General features: G+C 59.9%; 15 protein-coding genes and 2 pseudogenes. 8 read left to right on the top strand and 9 right to left on the bottom strand.

Annotated elements, in window-relative coordinates; translation table 11 throughout:
- Positions 1 to 1,506 (bottom strand): TolC family protein, encoded by a 1,506-nt coding sequence (locus tag HWX08_RS30600; protein ID WP_058904031.1) that lies wholly within the window; start codon positions 1,504 to 1,506, stop codon positions 1 to 3.
- Positions 1,503 to 1,802, bottom strand: coding sequence for a hypothetical protein (locus HWX08_RS30595; RefSeq protein ID WP_058904030.1), 300 nt, complete (start codon positions 1,800 to 1,802; stop codon positions 1,503 to 1,505). Before HWX08_RS30595 ends, HWX08_RS30600 begins: the two co-directional genes overlap by 4 nt.
- Before the next feature lie 829 nt (positions 1,803 to 2,631).
- Here HWX08_RS30595 and HWX08_RS30590 point away from each other — a divergent pair.
- The 3 genes from HWX08_RS30590 (at position 2,632) to HWX08_RS30580 (ending at position 5,143) form a co-directional block, all read left to right on the top strand.
- Positions 2,632 to 3,303: a heavy metal response regulator transcription factor gene (locus HWX08_RS30590; protein ID WP_058904028.1), complete on the top strand. Its 672-nt coding sequence runs from the start codon at positions 2,632 to 2,634 to the stop codon at positions 3,301 to 3,303.
- Entirely contained in the window at positions 3,300 to 4,721 is a 1,422-nt protein-coding gene (locus HWX08_RS30585) for a heavy metal sensor histidine kinase (RefSeq protein ID WP_058904027.1), read from the top strand. The genes HWX08_RS30590 and HWX08_RS30585 overlap by 4 nt, the downstream gene beginning before the upstream one ends.
- Before the next feature lie 179 nt (positions 4,722 to 4,900).
- Positions 4,901 to 5,143: a hypothetical protein gene (locus HWX08_RS30580; protein ID WP_143272456.1), complete on the top strand. Its 243-nt coding sequence runs from the start codon at positions 4,901 to 4,903 to the stop codon at positions 5,141 to 5,143.
- Positions 5,144 to 5,208: 65 nt separating this feature from the next.
- Here the strand turns inward: HWX08_RS30580 and HWX08_RS30575 are convergent, their stop codons facing one another.
- From HWX08_RS30575 to HWX08_RS30550, 6 genes and pseudogenes are all read right to left on the bottom strand, one after another.
- Complete coding sequence (locus HWX08_RS30575; protein ID WP_058904026.1) at positions 5,209 to 6,381, bottom strand: YncE family protein; 1,173 nt, start codon at positions 6,379 to 6,381, stop codon at positions 5,209 to 5,211.
- Positions 6,382 to 6,442: 61 nt separating this feature from the next.
- On the bottom strand, positions 6,443 to 7,258 hold the full coding sequence (locus HWX08_RS30570; RefSeq protein WP_058904025.1) for a creatininase family protein: 816 nt from the start codon (positions 7,256 to 7,258) through the stop codon (positions 6,443 to 6,445).
- A gap of 39 nt (positions 7,259 to 7,297) precedes the next feature.
- Entirely contained in the window at positions 7,298 to 7,855 is a 558-nt protein-coding gene (locus HWX08_RS30565; protein WP_058904024.1) for a recombinase family protein, read from the bottom strand.
- 259 nt (positions 7,856 to 8,114) lie between these two features.
- The gene (locus HWX08_RS30560; RefSeq protein ID WP_435557829.1) at positions 8,115 to 8,360 is read right to left on the bottom strand and encodes a PadR family transcriptional regulator; all 246 of its coding nucleotides are present in this window, start codon (positions 8,358 to 8,360) and stop codon (positions 8,115 to 8,117) included.
- Positions 8,361 to 8,368: 8 nt separating this feature from the next.
- Positions 8,369 to 8,896: pseudogene (locus HWX08_RS30555) on the bottom strand (IS110 family transposase); the annotation flags it as partial.
- Positions 8,897 to 9,025: 129 nt separating this feature from the next.
- Positions 9,026 to 9,253: pseudogene (locus tag HWX08_RS30550) on the bottom strand (chromate transporter); the annotation flags it as partial.
- Between the two features lie 396 nt (positions 9,254 to 9,649).
- Here HWX08_RS30550 and HWX08_RS30545 point away from each other — a divergent pair.
- The 3 genes from HWX08_RS30545 (at position 9,650) to HWX08_RS30535 (ending at position 13,873) form a co-directional block, all read left to right on the top strand.
- Positions 9,650 to 9,820, top strand: a complete 171-nt coding sequence (locus tag HWX08_RS30545; RefSeq protein ID WP_171984201.1) for a hypothetical protein — start codon at positions 9,650 to 9,652, stop codon at positions 9,818 to 9,820.
- Positions 9,821 to 9,862: 42 nt separating this feature from the next.
- Positions 9,863 to 12,847, top strand: a complete 2,985-nt coding sequence (locus HWX08_RS30540) for a Tn3 family transposase (protein ID WP_174921922.1) — start codon at positions 9,863 to 9,865, stop codon at positions 12,845 to 12,847.
- Positions 12,848 to 13,081: 234 nt separating this feature from the next.
- A complete protein-coding gene (locus tag HWX08_RS30535) occupies positions 13,082 to 13,873 on the top strand; it encodes an SOS response-associated peptidase family protein (RefSeq protein ID WP_174921923.1) in 792 nt (263 codons plus the stop codon).
- Positions 13,874 to 14,045: 172 nt separating this feature from the next.
- Here HWX08_RS30535 and HWX08_RS30530 read toward each other — a convergent pair whose 3' ends face one another.
- On the bottom strand, positions 14,046 to 14,240 hold the full coding sequence (locus HWX08_RS30530; RefSeq protein WP_012464904.1) for a hypothetical protein: 195 nt from the start codon (positions 14,238 to 14,240) through the stop codon (positions 14,046 to 14,048).
- 892 nt (positions 14,241 to 15,132) lie between these two features.
- On the opposite strand from HWX08_RS30530, the gene HWX08_RS30525 reads away from it, so the two are divergent.
- Positions 15,133 to 15,639 (top strand): arsenate reductase (azurin) small subunit, encoded by a 507-nt coding sequence (locus HWX08_RS30525; protein ID WP_012218086.1) that lies wholly within the window; start codon positions 15,133 to 15,135, stop codon positions 15,637 to 15,639.
- Between the two features lie 11 nt (positions 15,640 to 15,650).
- Entirely contained in the window at positions 15,651 to 18,140 is a 2,490-nt protein-coding gene (locus HWX08_RS30520; RefSeq protein ID WP_012218087.1) for an arsenate reductase (azurin) large subunit, read from the top strand.
- Positions 18,141 to 18,159 lie beyond the last annotated feature (19 nt).

The raw sequence follows: 18,159 nt of genomic DNA, 5'->3' as shown, positions 1-18,159 counted from the left end.
TTATTTACCTTCCGAATTCATTGCCGGCACAGGTTGCGCCGCGGGAGCTGCCGTCGATTGTGATACGGGCTGCGCTGCGCTTGGGGCGCTTTTCGCAACCGGTCCCTTTTGTGACGGTTCTTTCAACGCCTGTCTGTCGCCGGCTTGCGGCAGACGGCCGCCAACCGCCTGCTGAAGGTCCGTTTCCGCCAGCCAGTAATCCTTCAACGCATCGATGTAGCCGTTGACTGCCCCTACCTGATCGCGGGAATCTGCGAGCAGCTCGAAAACGCTGGCAAGCATGCCGTTGTATCGAAGCATCAGCTCGTCAGAAATGGTCTTGCGAAGCGGCACGACTTCATCGCGATAATGCTTCGCGACGTCGTAGCTGGTGACGTATGCCGAATACGATTCGCGGACCTCGGAACGTGCGTCAATTGCCGCCTGGGCGAGCCGGTTCGCTGACTGCATGTAGATCGCTTCGGCGCGAGCAACCTTGGCACTACCCCAATCGAAGAGCGGAATCTCGACGCTGATTTCGTAGCCGTGCTCATGCCCCTTGTCGGTCTCATAGTTGTTCAGATAACCGACATCGAGGGCATTGATGAAGCGCGTGGCCTTGCTGAGTCCCAGTGACGACGCAACGCCCTGTGTCTGCAGTTTTGCCGCCTGAATGTCTAGACGGTTCTGCATCGCGAAGCTCTCTACGTCCTTGAGGTCCGGCCGCTCCTTCGGCAGGTCAGGCAAGCGGTCCGGCAGTGTGTACTGAGTGCCCAGGCCCCACAGCCCCATGGTTCGCGTCAGCTTCTCGCGTGCAGCCACCGCTTGTTGGCGCGCCTTGGCAGACTGCGCGACCGAATCCGCATAGAAAGCCTGCTCGCGTGCGTAATCGAGCTTGCTGAAGTTCCCGGCCTGACGCATGCGCGAAGCCAATTCCGCGCCGGCATCCGCCGAGTCTTTCACCTGCTCCGCGTACCTGGCCGCCTGCTCGGCAGCCACCGCGTTGACGTAGGCGCGGCGAGTCTCGGCCGCCACCTTGAGCATGGCGTCGGCGGTCTCGAGCTTCGTCTGCTCGAAGCGACGCCCCTCGATATGTGCAGCGAACGGCAACGTCAGGATGCTGAGAACGTTCGCCGAGAACGTGCGGCCGATATTCAGGTCGCCGTTGCCTGCGCGCGTCCGGCTAAACGTGAAACCGGGATTCGGAAGGCGACCAGCCTGTACGAGGTCGGCTTCTGATAGCCCCAGTTCAGCATAGGAAGCCTGAAGACCGCGGTTATTCAGCAACGCGACCTGGACAGCATCGTCCATGTTGAGCGGTTTCGACAGCAGTTCCTGCGTTCGTTTCGCCGTAGCGTCGCGGTCGGCGTCCGTCTTGACGATCACGGCGTCCTTGCCAAGCCGCTCCCTGGCAGTCGACGACACCGTATTGAACCCGCCGTCCCTGGAGAACGTCGTGCACCCGGCGAGAAACACGACGACGGCGATTACTGCCCCCATTCGAGTAGAAACGAATCGTCGCATCATTTGGCGGGTTCCCCGTGCATCGAGTGGTTCGAATGGTTGTTGCCGGCCGGCTGGGTCGGCGTGCCACCGTGCTTCATGCCGCCCATGACAGGTTTGCCCTGGACGGCCTGATTCAGTTGCTGCCAGGTCGGGGTATCCGCGTCGCTATAGGGGCGATATCCCTCGAACGCGGATGGGACGGTAACCGCCGGCACGGAGGCTGCGGCGTCCGTCGGGTCAGGAATTGTTGTCGTGGCGTGCGCGAGCGCCGGCCAGGTAGCCGCCGCGCTCAGCAGCGCTGCAGTGATCAATCGCATAGGTTTTTCTCGTCGTGAGTCACCTGGCGGGTCCACGACCGCCAGTACGGATGACACATCGCAGGTCATTGACCGCGATGGAGAACTAGACGAGAAGGTAGCGAGGAGGTCGTTCGATGCCGTCGGTCAGGAACGACACAACACCGGCGGAAGACGGTAGGGGAATGGCGACGCGGGTAGCGTCCGTAGATACGGCAATAGCGGGAACCGCAGGCAGTCCTGTACCAAAGCAACAAGACGCGCAAGTGGAACACGAATGCGCGTGGCGGCCGCTACCATGGCGATGAGGGGGATGGTCGTCGTCAGCGAGCGCCACACCATGCATTTCATGGTGGTGCGCTGGCGTGGCCTGCTCCGCGTGCGGGGTTGCGCCTTCCCCCGCTTCTGCATGCGCGGCAGCACATTTCATCGAGATAGCCGCGAACGACTGAACCGGAAGGCTCAGTGCCAGCAAGACGACGATGAAGAGTTTGCGCCAGTACGACATGGGAGCGGAGTCTAGCACGCGGTGATTAAGGCTGTAAGTTCGAGTACGTGTCAGGGTGTAACCGATGGCTGTTTCGCCACGCGGTTACGACATACGGGTTCAGCTTATCGTCGAATGGGTGACGACGGCATGGCCACAAAATGACCAAAATTTCATGAGCGGCCCTGGATTGGGGCTGGCCGAGCGCGCCCACCGCCTTCGACACCGGTGCCGATACGGTACGCTTATGCCGTTACATGACAAGTTTGTCATGTCGCCGTCATTTTTCGCGCATCTGGACCACCGTAAGCTCCACGCATCAAACTAACCGCTCGCATCCCCCGACATTCATACGACATAGCCATGCGGATACTTATAGTCGAAGACGAACCGAAAATGGCGTCCTATCTCCGCAAGGGGTTAATGGAAGCGAGCTACACGGTCGACGTCGCCGAAAACGGAAAGGACGGCCTGTTTCTCGCGTTGCACGAGAACTTCGACCTCGTCGTTCTTGACGTCATGCTGCCGGAACTCGACGGTTTCGAGGTCCTCAAGCGTCTGCGGGAGCAGAAGCAAACGCCGGTGCTCCTGTTGACAGCCAGAGAGGCAGTTGAGGACAAGGTGGCCGGCCTTGAGCTGGGTGCCGACGATTATCTGCCCAAGCCCTTTGCGTATGCCGAGTTCCTCGCCCGCATCCGCTCGCTGCTGCGGCGAGCACCACGGAACGCGCGGGAAATGCTGCTGATCGCCGATCTCGAGGTCGACCTCATCAAGCGACGGGTCCGGCGTGGCGACACCCGAATCGACCTGACCGCACAGGAGTTCGCGCTGTTGCAGCTCCTTGCCGAACGCGAAGGCGAAGTGCTCACACGCACCTTCATCACCTCCCAGATTTGGGACATGAATTTCGATAGCGACACGAACGTGGTCGATGCGGCCATCAAGCGCTTGCGGGCAAAAATCGACAACTCGTTCGACAAGAAGCTCATCCATACAATCCGCGGCATGGGCTACGTGCTTGAGGACCGCTCGTGACCGTCCGGACCAGCGGTCGCGCGTCGTATTCGCTGCTCAGGCGATTGACGTTCGCGTTTGCCCTCGTTGCCGGGCTGGTGTTCGCGCTAACCGGAACCTATCTATATAGGTCGCTGTCCGCCGAGTTGCAGCGACGCGACGACATCGAAATCAGCGGCAAGCTGAACCAGTTCCTGCAATTGATTCGCATGAGCGGCTCGACGAGCGCGGTTCGCGCAGACCCTGCGGTCTTTCATGAGGTGTTGCTGTCCCATCCGGGGGTGTATCTCGGCATCTACGACGGACACAATGAGCCGTTGGTCGAACACACCGACAAACCTGGCAGAACATTGAAGGGTGTCGTCACAGAGACACACCCTATCGGTAAGCCGTACGCCTGTTCGCCGGAGGGTATCGGACTTTCCCGGTGCATCGTTGCTGATGAGAAGCTGCGGTCCGGTGAACTCGTACAGGTGTCACTGGTGCGAACGGCAACCGACCGGCAGTCGCTTTGCGAAAGCTACAGAGTCGATATCTTAGTAGCCGTTGCCGTAGGAGCTATCCTGGTGAGTGCGCTCGGCTACGCCGTCGCCCTCCGGGGACTTCGCCCCGTCAAAAGCATCGGCCGCCAGGCATCGAGGATTGAAGCTCACAGTCTGGACGAGCGCCTCGATATTCGTGGTGGACCGGTCGAGCTTCGAGAGCTGGCCGTCTCTGTCAATCGCATGCTGGACCGTCTCGAGCGTGCGTTCGTGCGCCTTTCGCAATTCTCATCAGATCTCGCACACGACATGCGCACGCCGCTGGCGAACATCATCAGCTCTTCGCAAATCACGCTGTCGCGCGCGAGGACGGCCGACGAATATGAGGCACTCATCGATTCGAACATCGAGGAATGCGAGCGCCTGCAGCGGATGATTGAGAACATGCTGTTCCTCGCACGAACGGACAATGCCCAACTGCATCTCAAGGCGGTCGAGCTGGACGCGAGTAACGAACTGCGCAGGCTGGCGTCGTACTTTCAGGGTCTTGCTGAAGACACCGGCGTTCACATTGACGTGGAAGGGAACGCCCCCGTTCTCGCCGATGCAACCTTGTTTAGACGAGCCGTCAGCAACTTGGTATCGAATGCACTCGACCATGCAAGACCAGGCACGGCCATTGAGCTGGCCGTGTCGGCGACTCAGAAATACTCCGTCGTTAGCGTAACAAACCAAGGGCCTGCCATTCCGGTCGAGCAGTTCGACAAAATCTTCGAGCGCTTCTACCGCGCCGACGCATCGCGACACGGTGCCGCGAAAAACGCAGGGCTGGGATTAGCCATCGTCAAGTCGATCATGGAATTGCATCACGGAAAGGTTGATGTTGTAAGCGATGGCGTTCGTACCACCTTCACTCTTTATTTCCCGAGCGACGGTGCTGTACAACATGCACGGTAACGGTAGCCTATCCAGATCATGCCAGCAGTGCGAGCGATATCCCAGATAGTCCTATCGCGATCCTGCGATCCGGGCAATGGCCGACGTCGCGCGGATCCAGTTCGTTAAATCTGCCTGGCAGCTCGGACTCAGCCGATCACCAAGCTGCTGCGCTGCTGCAGCGGCGCGGCTACTTCCTGGTGATTTCCGATGTGCCGAGTGCAATCATCGGGTACATGCGTAATGTGCTGGGCGTGCGCCCGCTCACGGCCACGGCATTGAAACGCTACGACCGCTCGGGCAGCAAGCCGCGTCACCAGAAGCTGCTGCGCGAATATGTGGATATCCGGTGTCCGATGCTGCAACCCACGACGGGCTGGAATCCGTTGCGACGAGCGCCTCACGGGGTGCCCTTCAAGAAACGGATTTTTTCGCCCGACTAAGGCCGTGACTTTATTCTGAGCAGGGATCTAAACGAAGTCGCAGGTCAAATGGATGCTATTTGTAGTCAGCGCATATTGCCCGTATGACCCAGCGAATAGCGGCCGGGCTGTGGCCAGACAGTGAGCCCGTGCGGTTCCATACCGACCGGAATCGTCCGGATGGCACCCGTCGTCGTGTCGATCGCGTAGACCACGTCGTCGTACCGGCCGGATAGCCACAGCGTCTTGCCATCCGCGCTGACATTGCCCATGTCCGGACTGCCACCGCCCGGAATCGGCCAGGTTGCGACAACCTTGCGCGTCGAAAAGTCGAGCACCGACACGCTGCCCTTGCCGTGGCGGGGCCCGTGCACGCGATTGGAGCCACGATTGGCGATGTACAGGCGGGTGCCGTCACGGCTCGGGTACAGCCCATGCGTGCCGACGCCGGTCTTGATGAAACCGGTCTTTGTGAAGCTGTCACCGTCGACCACGAAAACCCCATCGGCCATCATGTCGGCGACATAGAACACCTTGCCGTCCGGCGAGACGCGGATGTCCTGTGGCATGCCCTTCTTTTCCAGCTCGAGGTAGCCGACGACCTTGCGGTTGACGAGGTCGATCTTCGCCAACTTCCCGCCGAACTCACAGGTGAAAAGTGCGTACCTGCCGTCAATTGAAAAATCAGCATGGTTAATGCCCTTGCACTCCGGTACGGACAGGCTCGACTTCAGCGCCATCGTATGCGGATCGCGAAAATCCAGTCGCGCGTGCGCTTCCGCGACCACGATCGCTTCCGTACCGTCCGGCGTGAAGTACATGTTGTAGGGATCATCAACCATGAGTTCCTTGCCGGGTTTGCCCGTCTTCGGGTCGATGGGCGTGAGGCTGCCGTCGGGTCGGCCTTCGGCGTTGTTGGCCACCCACAGCGTCTTCAGGTCCCACGACGGGACGACGTGTTGCGGGCTATAGCCGACGTGAAACCTCTCGACTACCTTGAACGTCGCCGGATCAATCACGTAGACGTCGTTCGAGCGCAGGTTCGGTACATAGATCCGTGGCAACGCATCCGCCACCGCCGCGCTGAGGTGGCCGGCGCCCGCTTCGCTATACAGGTTGCTGGCGTTCACCACGGGTGGCATGCCAGCCACGGTGGCAATAGCCGTTGCTGCGGAGGCGATGCAGGTGACACCTAAACCAGCCAGGGCGACGCCGACAGACGATACGAACAGCGACAAACGACGAGAACACAGATGCATGGTGAGTTCCGTTATCAGGGGGAGTAACAATTGAAGAAAGAGTCAGAGCCCGACGGGTTTATCAGCGTCCCGCCGTCTCTTTTCTGACGGCACTGATGGTCCGTGACACAATCGCATCAGTGCCCAGTTGACCGAGTTCGGCTGTCGAGCGACGCGGGTCGCCGCCGTAGACACCATCTGCCGGTCCGAGTTTCGGACCGCTTCGCAGCCGATCCTGCCGAACCATCTGCGGTCCTACCGCGAGCATCAATGATGTGTCCGCGAGTCCCGCGTGCGTGCCAATCTCGTCATCCCGGTAACCATGCTGACGCAGGATTTCCGAATAACCGTCCGAGCTGGTGCCGTAATATTCCGCCGGCACGAACGCCCGAGACGCAGAGCCGGACCACGCCTTGTTGAGCTGTGCTACTGCTCGCCTGATGTCGTTCTGGTAACCGCCGTGATCACCAAGAAAAACGATGTTCCTGAAGCCATGGACCTTGAAGCTGTTGGCGGCGGACTCCAGCGTTTTTTCGAACACGTCATCCGGCACCGTGATGGTGCCGGGGAAACGCATGTGGGAGGTTGGCGGTGCGTAGCTTCCCTCCGGCACATAGGCTATGACCGGAGCGACGAGCGCATTGCCCAGTCCTTCCGCAATACGCTGGGACAGCACCTTCACGCGCGCGTTGTGCTTGCCAAGCGCGACATCCGGGCCACTTTGCTCCGTTCCCCCGATGGGAATGATGATGGTGGTCTTGCCGGCCTGAATCTGGTCGCGAAGCTCGGTCCAGGTCAGGTCATCGAGGAATACGGTTTTCGGTGTTTGCGCAAAGACGGTCTGCGTGGCAATAAGCAGAGCAGCAGAAGCGAAAGCGCGTCGTAGTGGAAAGCGCATGAAGGGTCCTCATGGAAAATGCGAACTGGGGCTTTGAGATCAGGGCAGCGCGGACGCGGGAACCCAGCGATATAGCGTCGGGATCGACACGCCGAGGTTTCTGGCAACCTCCCGGGGCGGCATGCCGCTCGTCAACAGTTTCCTTGCCGACGCGATCTTGCTGTCGGTCATGCTGCGTTTGCGTCCGCCGCTGCGACCGATCGCCTTCGCTGCAGCGAGACCCGCGCAGGTGCGCTCTGCAACGTGTTCCCGTTCCATCTGCGCGAGACTGGCCATGACGTGAAAGAAAAACCTGCCGGCCGGCGTGCTGGTGTCGATGCTGTCGGTCAGGCTCCTGAAATGCACCTTGCGTGTTTCCAGCTCCCCCACCAAATCGACCAGCCCCTTGATACTACGGCCCAGGCGATCAAGTTTCCAGACCACCAGTGTGTCGCCTGTACGCAATACTTCCAGCGCCGTTTGCAGGCCGGGGCGAATGGTCCGTAATCCGCTGATCTGGTCGTCGTAGATTTTCTTGCAACCGGCTTTCTTGAGCGCAGTGATCTGCAAGGCGAGGTTCTGGTCCTGCGTTGAGACTCGTGCGTAACCAACCAGCATGTTGATGCTCCAGCAGTTGAGATGCGGTCAAGGTCGCGATGTGCACTTCGCGGACGGGGCCGATGACATTCTCGAAACGCGTTGCCAATGGGTGGAAGCGAGAATAGCATATCGAGAAAGGTTTTAGAGAACCGCACACCGTTGATCTTGTGTGGTCGAGATTGTCGTTTTCAGAAGGCGAATGCACAAAAATATCAGGACTCGTCTGCACTACATCGTGATGCCGTCATTTGCCCTCGATTAGTTCTCCAAAAAGCTCTCACACATTAGTCGTTGCTTCGGCCAAGGCCCACCGCCCTTGGGCGGTTATTTCATATACCCGTCGTTCACGGCGGCCCGTGCGCTCATGGTGTGAAGAGAGGTAGCCCTTCTTTGCCATCCCGTGCAGCATGGGGTATAGCGTCCCGGCGCTCATCTCATAGCCGTGGTGGCGCAGTTCCTCGATGATGCCCAGCCCGAACACAGGTCCTTCGGCTGTGTGATGCAGGATGTGTAGGCGGATCAATCCGCCGTACTCACCCAGCGCCGATGCGACGGCCCCCAGTCTGCGCGGCCGGTATAGCGCACCCCATGAGAGAGCAGAAAGGCCTTCACCCGTTGCCAGGCACGCTTCAGGTCGTCTTTGGCGCTCACCCACGTGCGTGCCAGATCCCGGAACGCTTCATCGTCCACAGTGGGCACGTAGACCGATGAGAGGTCACCGGCGCGCAGCGATCGCACCAGCTTGATCGCATCGCGCCGGTCGGTCTTGACCCGCTCGCCCGGTTTCTTCGGAATCAACGATGGGGCGCACACCATGCACCCGAATCCCTTCTGCACGAGCTGACGGTAAAGCCCGTAGCCGCATGGACCGGCCTCGTAGACAACGCAGACGTGCCGTGCCTTTGACTGCAGGCGCCTGCACAGGCGATCGACATCCGCCTGCGTCGTGCCAGTCTTGCCCAGCAGCTCGACTTCACCCGAACCGCGCGCATACGCGACCGTGATCGATTCCTTGTGTACATCGAGACCGACGTACAGCGCAGTGCTATCGTGTTCCATACTGACCTCCGTGCCGGAAATCGCCGGGTGCGGACCTGTCCGCACCATGCGGCTCTGGCAGCAATGCTAACCCGCGTCTGATTCCTCACGGCAGGCCAGCCTTTGCCGCACGGGAGTCATAGTGTCTAGCGCGAAGAGGATCAAGGCGATAGCCGAGGGCAGTGTGAATCCCGCCCATGCCGCGAACGCACCGCTGTAGCCGTGACGGGAGAGGCCCAATGCCATTCCAACTTGGCTGCTGGCTGGTCCCGGCAAAAACTGGCAGAGGGCCACCAGATCGGCATAGGTCCGATCACTCAGCCAGCGGCGTCGATTGACGAACTCATCGCGGAAGTAGCCGAGATGCGCAATCGGCCCGAGGCAGTCGGCCATTGCGGAGTTTCACAAGGCCGCCGCCGCTGCGCGCTACAATCGTCTTCCCCGAGGCGTTGCGCTGCCGCATACCGATTTCTGTCGAGCTCATCCATTCTCCGACTGGAGGTCCGCTCCATGAACCCGAACGAACCGCGAACGCCGGTCTAGCGGCCGGTCAGTTACCTGCTTATCGTCTTCGACCTGTTTGGCGGACAGTTAGAAGAGGCCCAGGCGCTTCACGGCAAGCTGGTGTCGTGCCGCCCACATCCCCACGTACCGGATAACGCAACGCTCGCACGAATCCGACAGATTTACAGCGAACAACGGGAATTCCTCCCCGTTCAGCGCGAACAGTTCAGGCGTTGGCAGTCCGAGGTCTCGACGCCCGAACAGCGCGACATGCTCTCGCATCTAACTGCACGTGCCGATCAGCTATCAGCGCTGCAGGATCAGATTCTCGCGCTGGTCGACGAACTGTCTCAAGGCACCATCGACCGGATCATGGGCATGAGCGATGTCGACCTCGCTGCGGCGGTGTTGTCGGGCCGCTTCAATCTGCCGAAACGCTGATCGGCGAGCACTGCGGGGATTGTCAGGACCAAGGGCACATCGATGACCCAAATTCATGAAACTGCGTACCCAGTCCTTCCGGCTGAACTGGAAGAGGCGGAATTGCGCACGGTCTACACACCCAGCGCGGCCGAGATCCGATTCGTCTTCGGCCAGTTCCGGCAAGCACCCACGCGTGTGCTGATCCTCGTGCAACTGAAGCTGCTGCAGCGGCTCGGGTACATGCCGGTGGTCTCGGACGTGCCGCCAGCGATCATCGACCACATGTGCGCCGCGCTCGGTGCCCGTCCGCTGGCGCGCACAACCCTCGCGCGCTACGACCGCTCCGGCAGCAAATCCCGGCACCAGAAAATCCTGCGCGAGTATGTGCGGATTCAGACCGTCGATCGCGCGGCGAATGATTGGCTCGCGCGGGTGGCGGCCTATGCGGCTCGGACCAAAGCAGAGTTGCCGGACATCATCAACGTGATGCTCGAGGAACTTGTGCGGCGCCGTTTCGAGCTGCCTCCGCTCCCGACACTCTCCCGGATTGCCGGCCACGCACGCAGCCAGCTACACGAAGAAATCTACCGCGCCTTTGTCGAATCGCTCGATGACGCGCAAAAAGCCCGACTCGACGATCTGTTTCTGGTCCGCGGCGGCCGAACGTTCTGGGACGAACTTAAACGTGAGCCGAAACGTCCCGGTCCGCGCGAGGTCGCGAGCTTTCTCGAGCACATCGAGGCAATGAACGCGTTGGCCAACGGCCTGCCGCCCATACCCGACATGCTTTCCGTGCCGAAGCGAATGCAGTTCGTCGTCGAGGCCCGCGCGCTCGACGTCCACGAGATACGAGCGCTGAAGCCGGCAAAGCGCTATGCGCTTGCCGTGCTGTTCGTTCTCGCGCAGCGACAAAAGGCACTCGACGATGTCGTGGAGATCTTCATCAAGACCGTGCGCAATCTCGAGAACACCGGCAAGCTGCGACTTCAGCAGTACCAGCTTGCCCATGCCGACCAGTTGCAGTCACTCGTCAGTCAGTTCCGCGACGTGCTGAACGTGCTCCAGGACGACGAAACGCCCGCGGCCATGCGCATCGCGCAGATGCGTGCGGCACTGAACAACGATCCCGATGCCGTGCTGAACCGCTGCAACGAGCATATCGAACAAGCCGGGAACCACATTTTTCCGTTCCTGCTCATACCGTACCGGAATCTACGCTCACTTCTTTTTCAGTGCGTGGAAAGTCTCTCACTGAAAGCGAGTTCGCAGGACGATGCGCTGCTCAAGGCGCTCGACTGGCTCAAGATGTACCGTTCGTCGCGGCGTGAGTACCTGTTGCTCAGCGATACCGATCTCGCTCAGTTGCCGCTCGGCTGGATCCCCGAGAAATGGGAACGGTGCGTGCTTCCAGACGGTGTGTCCGCGCGCCTGTTGCACCGCAAGTACTTCGAGCTGTGCGTGTTCAGCCAGATCATGCGGGAACTGAATTCGGGGGACGTCTATGTAGAGGGCAGCGACCAGTATGACGACCCGCGTGTGCACCAGGTCTCCTGGGATGAATTCCGCGATGAACTGCCGCGCTACCGCGAACTCGTCGACTATTCGGTCGACAGCCGCACGTTCGTGCGGCAGTTGAAGGATGAACTTGTTACGCTGGCCGACCAGGTCGACGCCGGCTTCCCGGAAAACGATCACGTCGAAACTAGCGAGGAACACGGCCTCATCCTGCACCGCTTGGATAAAAAGCCCGATCCACCGAACAAGTCGCTGATCGTTCAGGCGATGGAGGCGACGATGCGCCCCGTCAGCATCCTGGATATCCTCACCGAAACGGAGCAGTGGCTCGACCTGCATCGCCTGTTCGGACCACTTTCCGGGTTCGAGGCGAAGATCGACGAGCCGCGCAAGCGCTTCATTACGACGCTGTTTTGCTACGGCTGCAATCTCGGGCCAACTCAGACGGCGCGATCAGTCAAGAATCTCAGCCGCAAGCAGGTCGCATGGCTGAATTTGAAATACGTGACCGAGGAGCGCCTCGACAAGGCGATCGTGAAGGTCATCAACGCCTACAACCAGTTCGCGCTACCGAAGTTCTGGGGCTCGGGCAAGCGCGTCTCGGCCGATGGCACAAAGTGGAATCTCTACGAGCAGAATCTGCTGTCCGAATATCACATTCGGTACGGCGGTTACGGGGGCATCGGCTACTACCACGTGTCGGACAAGTACATCGCGCTGTTTAGCCATTTCATCCCGTGCGGCGTGCACGAGGCCGTCTACATCCTCGATGGCCTGATCAAGAACGCGTCCGATGTACAGCCTGACACCGTACACGGCGACACGCACGCGCAGAGCGCGCCGGTGTTCGCCCTTGCGCACCTGCTCGGCATCAAGCTCATGCCGCGCATCCGCGACATCAAGGACCTCACGTTCTTCAAGGCCGATCGGCGCCGGCGCTACAAGAACATCGAGTCGCTTTTCCGCGCGAGCATCGACTGGCCCCTGATCGAGCGGCACTTCCCGGACATGCTGCGCGTGGCGATCTCGATCAAGGCGGGACGGATGACGCCGTCGATGATTCTGCGGCGCCTCGGTTCCGTGAGCGTAAAGAACAAACTGTATTTCGCGTTCCGCGAGCTCGGCCGCGTGATCCGCACGATGTTCCTGCTGCGATACATCAACGATCCTGAAATGCGCCAGCCCATTCACGCGGCGACGAACAAGAGCGAGCAGTTCAACGATTTTGCGAAATGGCTGATGTTTGGGGGCGAGGTCATCGCCGAGAACGTCCGACACGAGCAGCGCAAGGTCATCAAATACAACCAGCTCGTCGCCAATATGGTGATTCTCTACAACGTCCAGTGGATGTCGCGGCGACTCAAAGTCCTGCAGGAAAAGGGGCTGCCGGTCGACGCCGAGGTACTGCAGGCGCTCTCACCGTACCGGAAGGATCACATCAACCGCCTCGGGTCCTATCTGCTGGATCTTCAGCGGCGAGCGCCGCCGCTTGATCCAAGCATTGATTTCTCTTTCGAATCAGCGGCTTAAGGTAATTTTGGCGAAAATTTCACGAATCCCGGCCGACCCTCGAGGGGGGAATTTCAATACGCAACTAACGGTCAAGCGCGTTGCACCCGCCCAAATTACCCTCCCGCGACTCCACACCTCGATGTCTACAAGAACCAGGGCCGCTCACAGCCGAGCGAGGATCCCCGCAATTCTGTTCGGCCCGCGCCTGACCGCGATACTCTGTCGAAAGGGCAACGTTTATGGGAGACGACGATGTGCTATTCGGCCAAGATCCAGGCGAACTATCGCGAGTACGTCCGCCGCTACGGCGCCGACATGGACATTGACACATTCCGCCGCCTGTTCTTCGCGCGCGCGGCTGGGAACGACATCAAGATCCCGAAAGCGGTCGACGCCGCGTTTGACGGTATCGACGAAGAAATCACTGTTGCGATCGCCGCGTACCGAAGCCAGCGAACTCGAAAGCTGGAGACGGATCTGTTCGAGCAGCGCACGCGGCTCGCCGCGGCCGAGAAGAAGCTCGCCGTGAAGATCACGAAGAAGGCCAGCGAGGACGTCCGGATCGCCACGAACAAGATCGATGCGGCAACGCGCGGGCTCGACGACCTTCGCCGGCAGGACCTGCAGGAGCGTGATTCGCGGATCTTCCCCGGTTGGTATGCGCCCGTGCTGATCGAACTCGACGGCAAGCGCATGGTCGTGCCGATGCGGTATCGATGCCGCATACCTGGCTGGACCGAAGCGGACGAGCGTGCCAAGGACGGTTCGTATAACGCCAGGGCCGATTCGCTCAGTACCGCCTGGCGGAAGGTTTTCGGCTTCACGCATGGCCTCTTGCTCGTCGACACTTTTTTCGAAAACGTGAAGCGCGACGGCCAGAACGTCGTGCTGCGCTTCGATCCGACACCACCGCAGCACATGCAGGTCGCCTGCCTCTGGACGCGCACCGAGATCCCGGGAGGCGACGACCTATGGTCGTTCGCGGCGATCACCGACGACCCACCGCCGGAGGTGGCGGCCGCCGGACACGACCGATGCGTCTGAATACTACTAACTATTAAATCATCGTAAGTCGTTGATTTAGTGTGCAACTCCACAACGAACAGTTTGCGGCTCGCTGCAGGCGTCGCCGTGATTTGTGTGCGCTTTGCCGGCATCGCCTGGCCTAGGCGCGACAAGGGTCTCCGGTTTGCCCCTATAAAAATATGGATTTGATTCAATGACTTCCTGTCTGGCCGTTCGTCAGGCTTCGTCCCAAAAATGCGTATGCGACATCAAGCTGCTCGAAATCGAGTGACTGCAGTGCAATGACTTCGATTGCGCAAAGCAGATGTTCCGCGACTTCGAACTCTCCTTCTTCGCACGACCGGGCGAAGACGGCCAGCACGTCGTCCCGCAGCGAACACGACATAGCAGTTGCTCCCGCATTAAAGCAGCTTGGTTTGCGCACGGTGCCACCGGACCAATGCCGCTAATTGCAGTGTTCACCTTCCAACCATGGGAGGGTCAAGGAAAGGATGAGATTCTTGCCATGCGCGTTTCCAGGATATCCGTACTGTCCGAGGAATTCGCCTCGACTATTCGTTCTGGACCACCTGCGTAGGGATTCGTCGTACGTAGTCTTTGGGCAACCGCGTAAATGATCCGCAGTCAGACCAAGCCTTGGTGCCACATCGCCCTAGAAGTCCGACGCGTCGAGTTGAATGGCCTCGCCATAGTTCGGCAATTGATGTCGACTGATAGCACGTGCGATTTGCTCCTGGTGGAGTTCGAATGTCGCGAGCAAATGGTCAGGAGTCGTTGCGCCGGCGCCGAGCTTGTCGCACACGACGGCTGCCGGAAGTCTGACTGCGACGTATCCCCAGCCATGACCATATGCAGAAAAGCGCAAGCCTGAATCGTCGCAGACGAGAGGCCGTGTAAGGCAGGTAATCGAGGCAGGCATGGTGCAGTGTGACGCTTCGTGGCGAATCTTTGAAGTATTGCATCCACGAACAAAAATTCAACTGGCGGACGGGGCACGAAGCCAGTGACACCGTTCGGCGTGGATCATGAGGGGTGCAGAAAACCGAGACGCCCGCTCGTGCGATGTCCACGTAAACCCGGCGGCATGGCTTTTGCTCGCCCGTGCACCTTGAAATTCTGAAAGGTTTGCTCTACACCCGAATCAATAATTCAAGAAATATAAAAATCTGGGTGCCGCACTTCATACAAGAAGTTGCGTCCGCCACCATTTCGATTGGAATCCAGTTCGTACATGCGATCAAGCAATCCGCCTATCAAATGTCGAAATGGAGGAGACCATGGGTCTTAACCGCAGGCAATTTCTCAAACTCACTGGCGGGGCAGCCGCCGGCGTAACCGTGGCTGGGGCTCCATCGGCACAGGCCGCTCAGGTCGACGCCGGACGAACGACGCTGCCCTATACCCCGAAAGTGATCGCACGCGCCGGGCAATTGCGACCAAACGTACCCCTCGCGTTTACCTTTCCGGATGCGTCATCGCCATGTGCGGTAGTCAAGATGCGGACCCCCGTCCCCGGTGGCGTCGGCCCCGATAAAGACATCGTCGCGTTCAGCGTGTTGTGCACCCACATGGGCTGTCCGGTTGCATACGATGGCACCACACGCGAATTCAATTGCCCTTGCCACTTCAGCAAGTTCGATGCTGAAAAAGCCGGTCAGATGATTTCGGGACAGGCAACGGAAAAGCTTCCCTCGATCGTGCTCGACTACAACGCCAGCAATGGCACGGTACGCGCGATTGCAGTGGATGGGTTGATTTACGGCCGCCAAGCCAACCTGCTGTAGAGGGAACGATCATGGCTACCAACAAGGATCGGGTGGCACTGCCGCCCGTTCAGGCCCAGCGCACGAATCTGACCTGCCACTTCTGCATCGTCGGATGCGGATACCACGTGTTCAAATGGCCCGAAAACGTCGAAGGCGGACGAGCACCGAACCAGAACGCATTGGGGCTGGATTTCCGCACCCAGTTGCCGCCGTTGTCGATCGTCATGACGCCGGCGATGCAAAACACGATCACCGACAAGGACGGTCGCCGGTACAACATCATGGTCGTGCCGGACAAGACCTGCAGCGTCAACCGTGGCTTGTCGTCGACACGCGGCGGACAGCTTGCGAAGGTCATGTACAACCCCGATGGTGGCGTCGCCAAAGAGCGCTTGCGCAGCCCTCGCATATATCTGTCCGATCAATGGATGGATACGAGCTGGGAAGACGCGCTCGCGCTGTATGCCGGCCTGACCAAGAAGATCCTCGATCGCGACGGCCCGTCGGTGCTCGCTTTCGATTGCTTCGACCACGGTGGTGCTGGTGGCGGCTTCGAGAACACATGGGGAACGGGCAAGCTGATGTTCACCGCGCTCAAGACGCCGCTCGTGCGCATCCACAACCGGCCGGCCTACAACTCGGAGTGCCATGCCACACGTGAAATGGGCATCGGCGAGTTGAACAACAGCTATGAGGACGCCGAGCTGGCCGACGTCATCATGGCGATCGGCTGCAACTCATATGAAACGCAGACGAACTACTTCCTTGCCCACTGGCTGCCGAACCTGCAGGGGCAGACCATCGACAAGCGCAAGCAGCGCTTCCCCGGCGAGAGTGTCGCAGCCGCCAAGATCATCTTCGTCGACCCGCGACGCACCACCACGGTTGCGATCGCCGAGAAGGTCGCCGGCAAACAGAACGTCTTGCATCTGGACATTGAGCCCGGTACGGATATCGCGCTGTTCGACGGCTTGCTGACCTACGTGGTAGATCAGGGATGGCACGACAAGGCCTTCGTTGCGGAATACACCAGCGCCTTTGACGATGCCTTGAAGACGAACCGCTTGTCGCTGGATGAAACCAGTCGTATTACCGGTGTGCCGGTCGAGCGTCTGAAGCAGGCGGCCGAATGGGCGTACAAACCCAAGGCATCGGGGCACCGCCCGAGGACCATGCACGCCTATGAAAAGGGGATCATCTGGGGTAACGACAACTACCTGATCCAATCTGCGTTGGTCGACGTCGTGCTCGCGACGCACAACGTCGGTCGGCGCGGCACCGGCGTCGTCCGGATGGGCGGACACCAGGAAGGCTACACACGGCCTCCGTATCCCGGCAACATGAAGATCTACGTCGACCAGGAGATCATTCACGGCAAGGGCATGATGTACACGGCCTGGGGCGCGAATCCATTCCAGACGACATTGAACGCGGAAGAACATCGCGCGGTCATCTTGCACCGTGCCGGCATTGTGCGCGAAGCAATGTCGCGCGAGCGTGGCGCTTCGACTGCGCAGCTCGTCGACGTCGCCTATGACGCCGTGAAGAACAAGGGCGGGCTGTTCTTCGCGAACATCAACCTCTATCCGACCAAGCTTGCCGAAGCGGCACATCTGATGTTGCCGGCGGCACACCCCGGCGAGATGAACCTGACGTCAATGAACGGCGAGCGACGCATGCGACTCTCCGAGCGCTTCATGGACCCGCCCGGCTCCGCGATGCCGGACTGCCTAATTGCAGCCGCGATCGCGAACACGCTCAAGCGGATGTACGAGGCCGAAGGGAAGAGCGACATGGCCGCCCGGTTTGCCGGCTTCGACTGGAAAACCGAAGAAGACGCATTCAATGACGGCTTCCGGCAGGCGGGCCAAGCCGGCGTCGGACCAATCGACAGTCAGGGCGGCAAGACCGGCAATCTGGTGACCTACGCGCGGCTTCGCGCGATGGGCAACAACGGTGTCCAGTTGCCCGCCAAGTCATTCGAAGGCGGCAAGCTGATCGGAACCGAAATGCTCTACATGGACGGCAAGTTCGACACGGCCGATGGCAAAGCGCAATTCAAGCCGGCCAAGTGGACTGGCCTGCCGAAGCCGGTGGCGGATCAGAAGGCGAAGTACAAATTCTGGATCAACAACGGCCGCGTCAACGAAGTCTGGCAGACCCTTTATCACGACCAGTACAACGAGTTCGTGCGCGAACGCGTGCCGATGGCTTTTCTCGAGCTCAACCCGGACGACGCGCGTTCGCTCGGCATCACGTCCGGTGACGTCGTCGAGGTCTATAACGATTATGGTTCGACCTACGCGATGGCCTACCTCGAGCCCGCGATCAAGCATGGCCAGACGTTCATGCAGTTCGGGCATTTCAACGGGATCATGGGCAACGTGACGACCCCATGGACGGACCGGAACGTCGTGCCGTACTACAAGGGCACGTGGGCGAACCTGCGCCGGGTGGGGTCGGTTCAGGATTTCAAGGAAACCGTGAGCTTCAAGAGCCGACGTATCGACGCAACCTGAGTGCACTTGGTTGATTTCG

The organism is Burkholderia metallica, from assembly GCF_902832845.1.
Lineage (GTDB): Bacteria > Pseudomonadota > Gammaproteobacteria > Burkholderiales > Burkholderiaceae > Burkholderia > Burkholderia metallica.
The sequence above is the reverse complement of the archived record's forward strand: the minus strand, read 5'-3'. Positions and strand labels throughout refer to the sequence as shown.

Coding starts and splice junctions, on each gene's coding strand:
- HWX08_RS30600 (WP_058904031.1), bottom strand. CDS start 1,506: ATGATGCGACGATTCGTTTCTACTCGAATGGGGGCAGTAATCGCCGTC.
- HWX08_RS30595 (WP_058904030.1), bottom strand. CDS start 1,802: ATGCGATTGATCACTGCAGCGCTGCTGAGCGCGGCGGCTACCTGGCCG.
- HWX08_RS30590 (WP_058904028.1), top strand. CDS start 2,632: ATGCGGATACTTATAGTCGAAGACGAACCGAAAATGGCGTCCTATCTC.
- HWX08_RS30575 (WP_058904026.1), bottom strand. CDS start 6,381: ATGCATCTGTGTTCTCGTCGTTTGTCGCTGTTCGTATCGTCTGTCGGC.
- HWX08_RS30570 (WP_058904025.1), bottom strand. CDS start 7,258: ATGCGCTTTCCACTACGACGCGCTTTCGCTTCTGCTGCTCTGCTTATT.
- HWX08_RS30565 (WP_058904024.1), bottom strand. CDS start 7,855: ATGCTGGTTGGTTACGCACGAGTCTCAACGCAGGACCAGAACCTCGCC.
- HWX08_RS30545 (WP_171984201.1), top strand. CDS start 9,650: ATGCTCTCGCATCTAACTGCACGTGCCGATCAGCTATCAGCGCTGCAG.
- HWX08_RS30540 (WP_174921922.1), top strand. CDS start 9,863: ATGACCCAAATTCATGAAACTGCGTACCCAGTCCTTCCGGCTGAACTG.
- HWX08_RS30535 (WP_174921923.1), top strand. CDS start 13,082: ATGTGCTATTCGGCCAAGATCCAGGCGAACTATCGCGAGTACGTCCGC.
- HWX08_RS30530 (WP_012464904.1), bottom strand. CDS start 14,240: ATGTCGTGTTCGCTGCGGGACGACGTGCTGGCCGTCTTCGCCCGGTCG.
- HWX08_RS30525 (WP_012218086.1), top strand. CDS start 15,133: ATGGGTCTTAACCGCAGGCAATTTCTCAAACTCACTGGCGGGGCAGCC.
- HWX08_RS30520 (WP_012218087.1), top strand. CDS start 15,651: ATGGCTACCAACAAGGATCGGGTGGCACTGCCGCCCGTTCAGGCCCAG.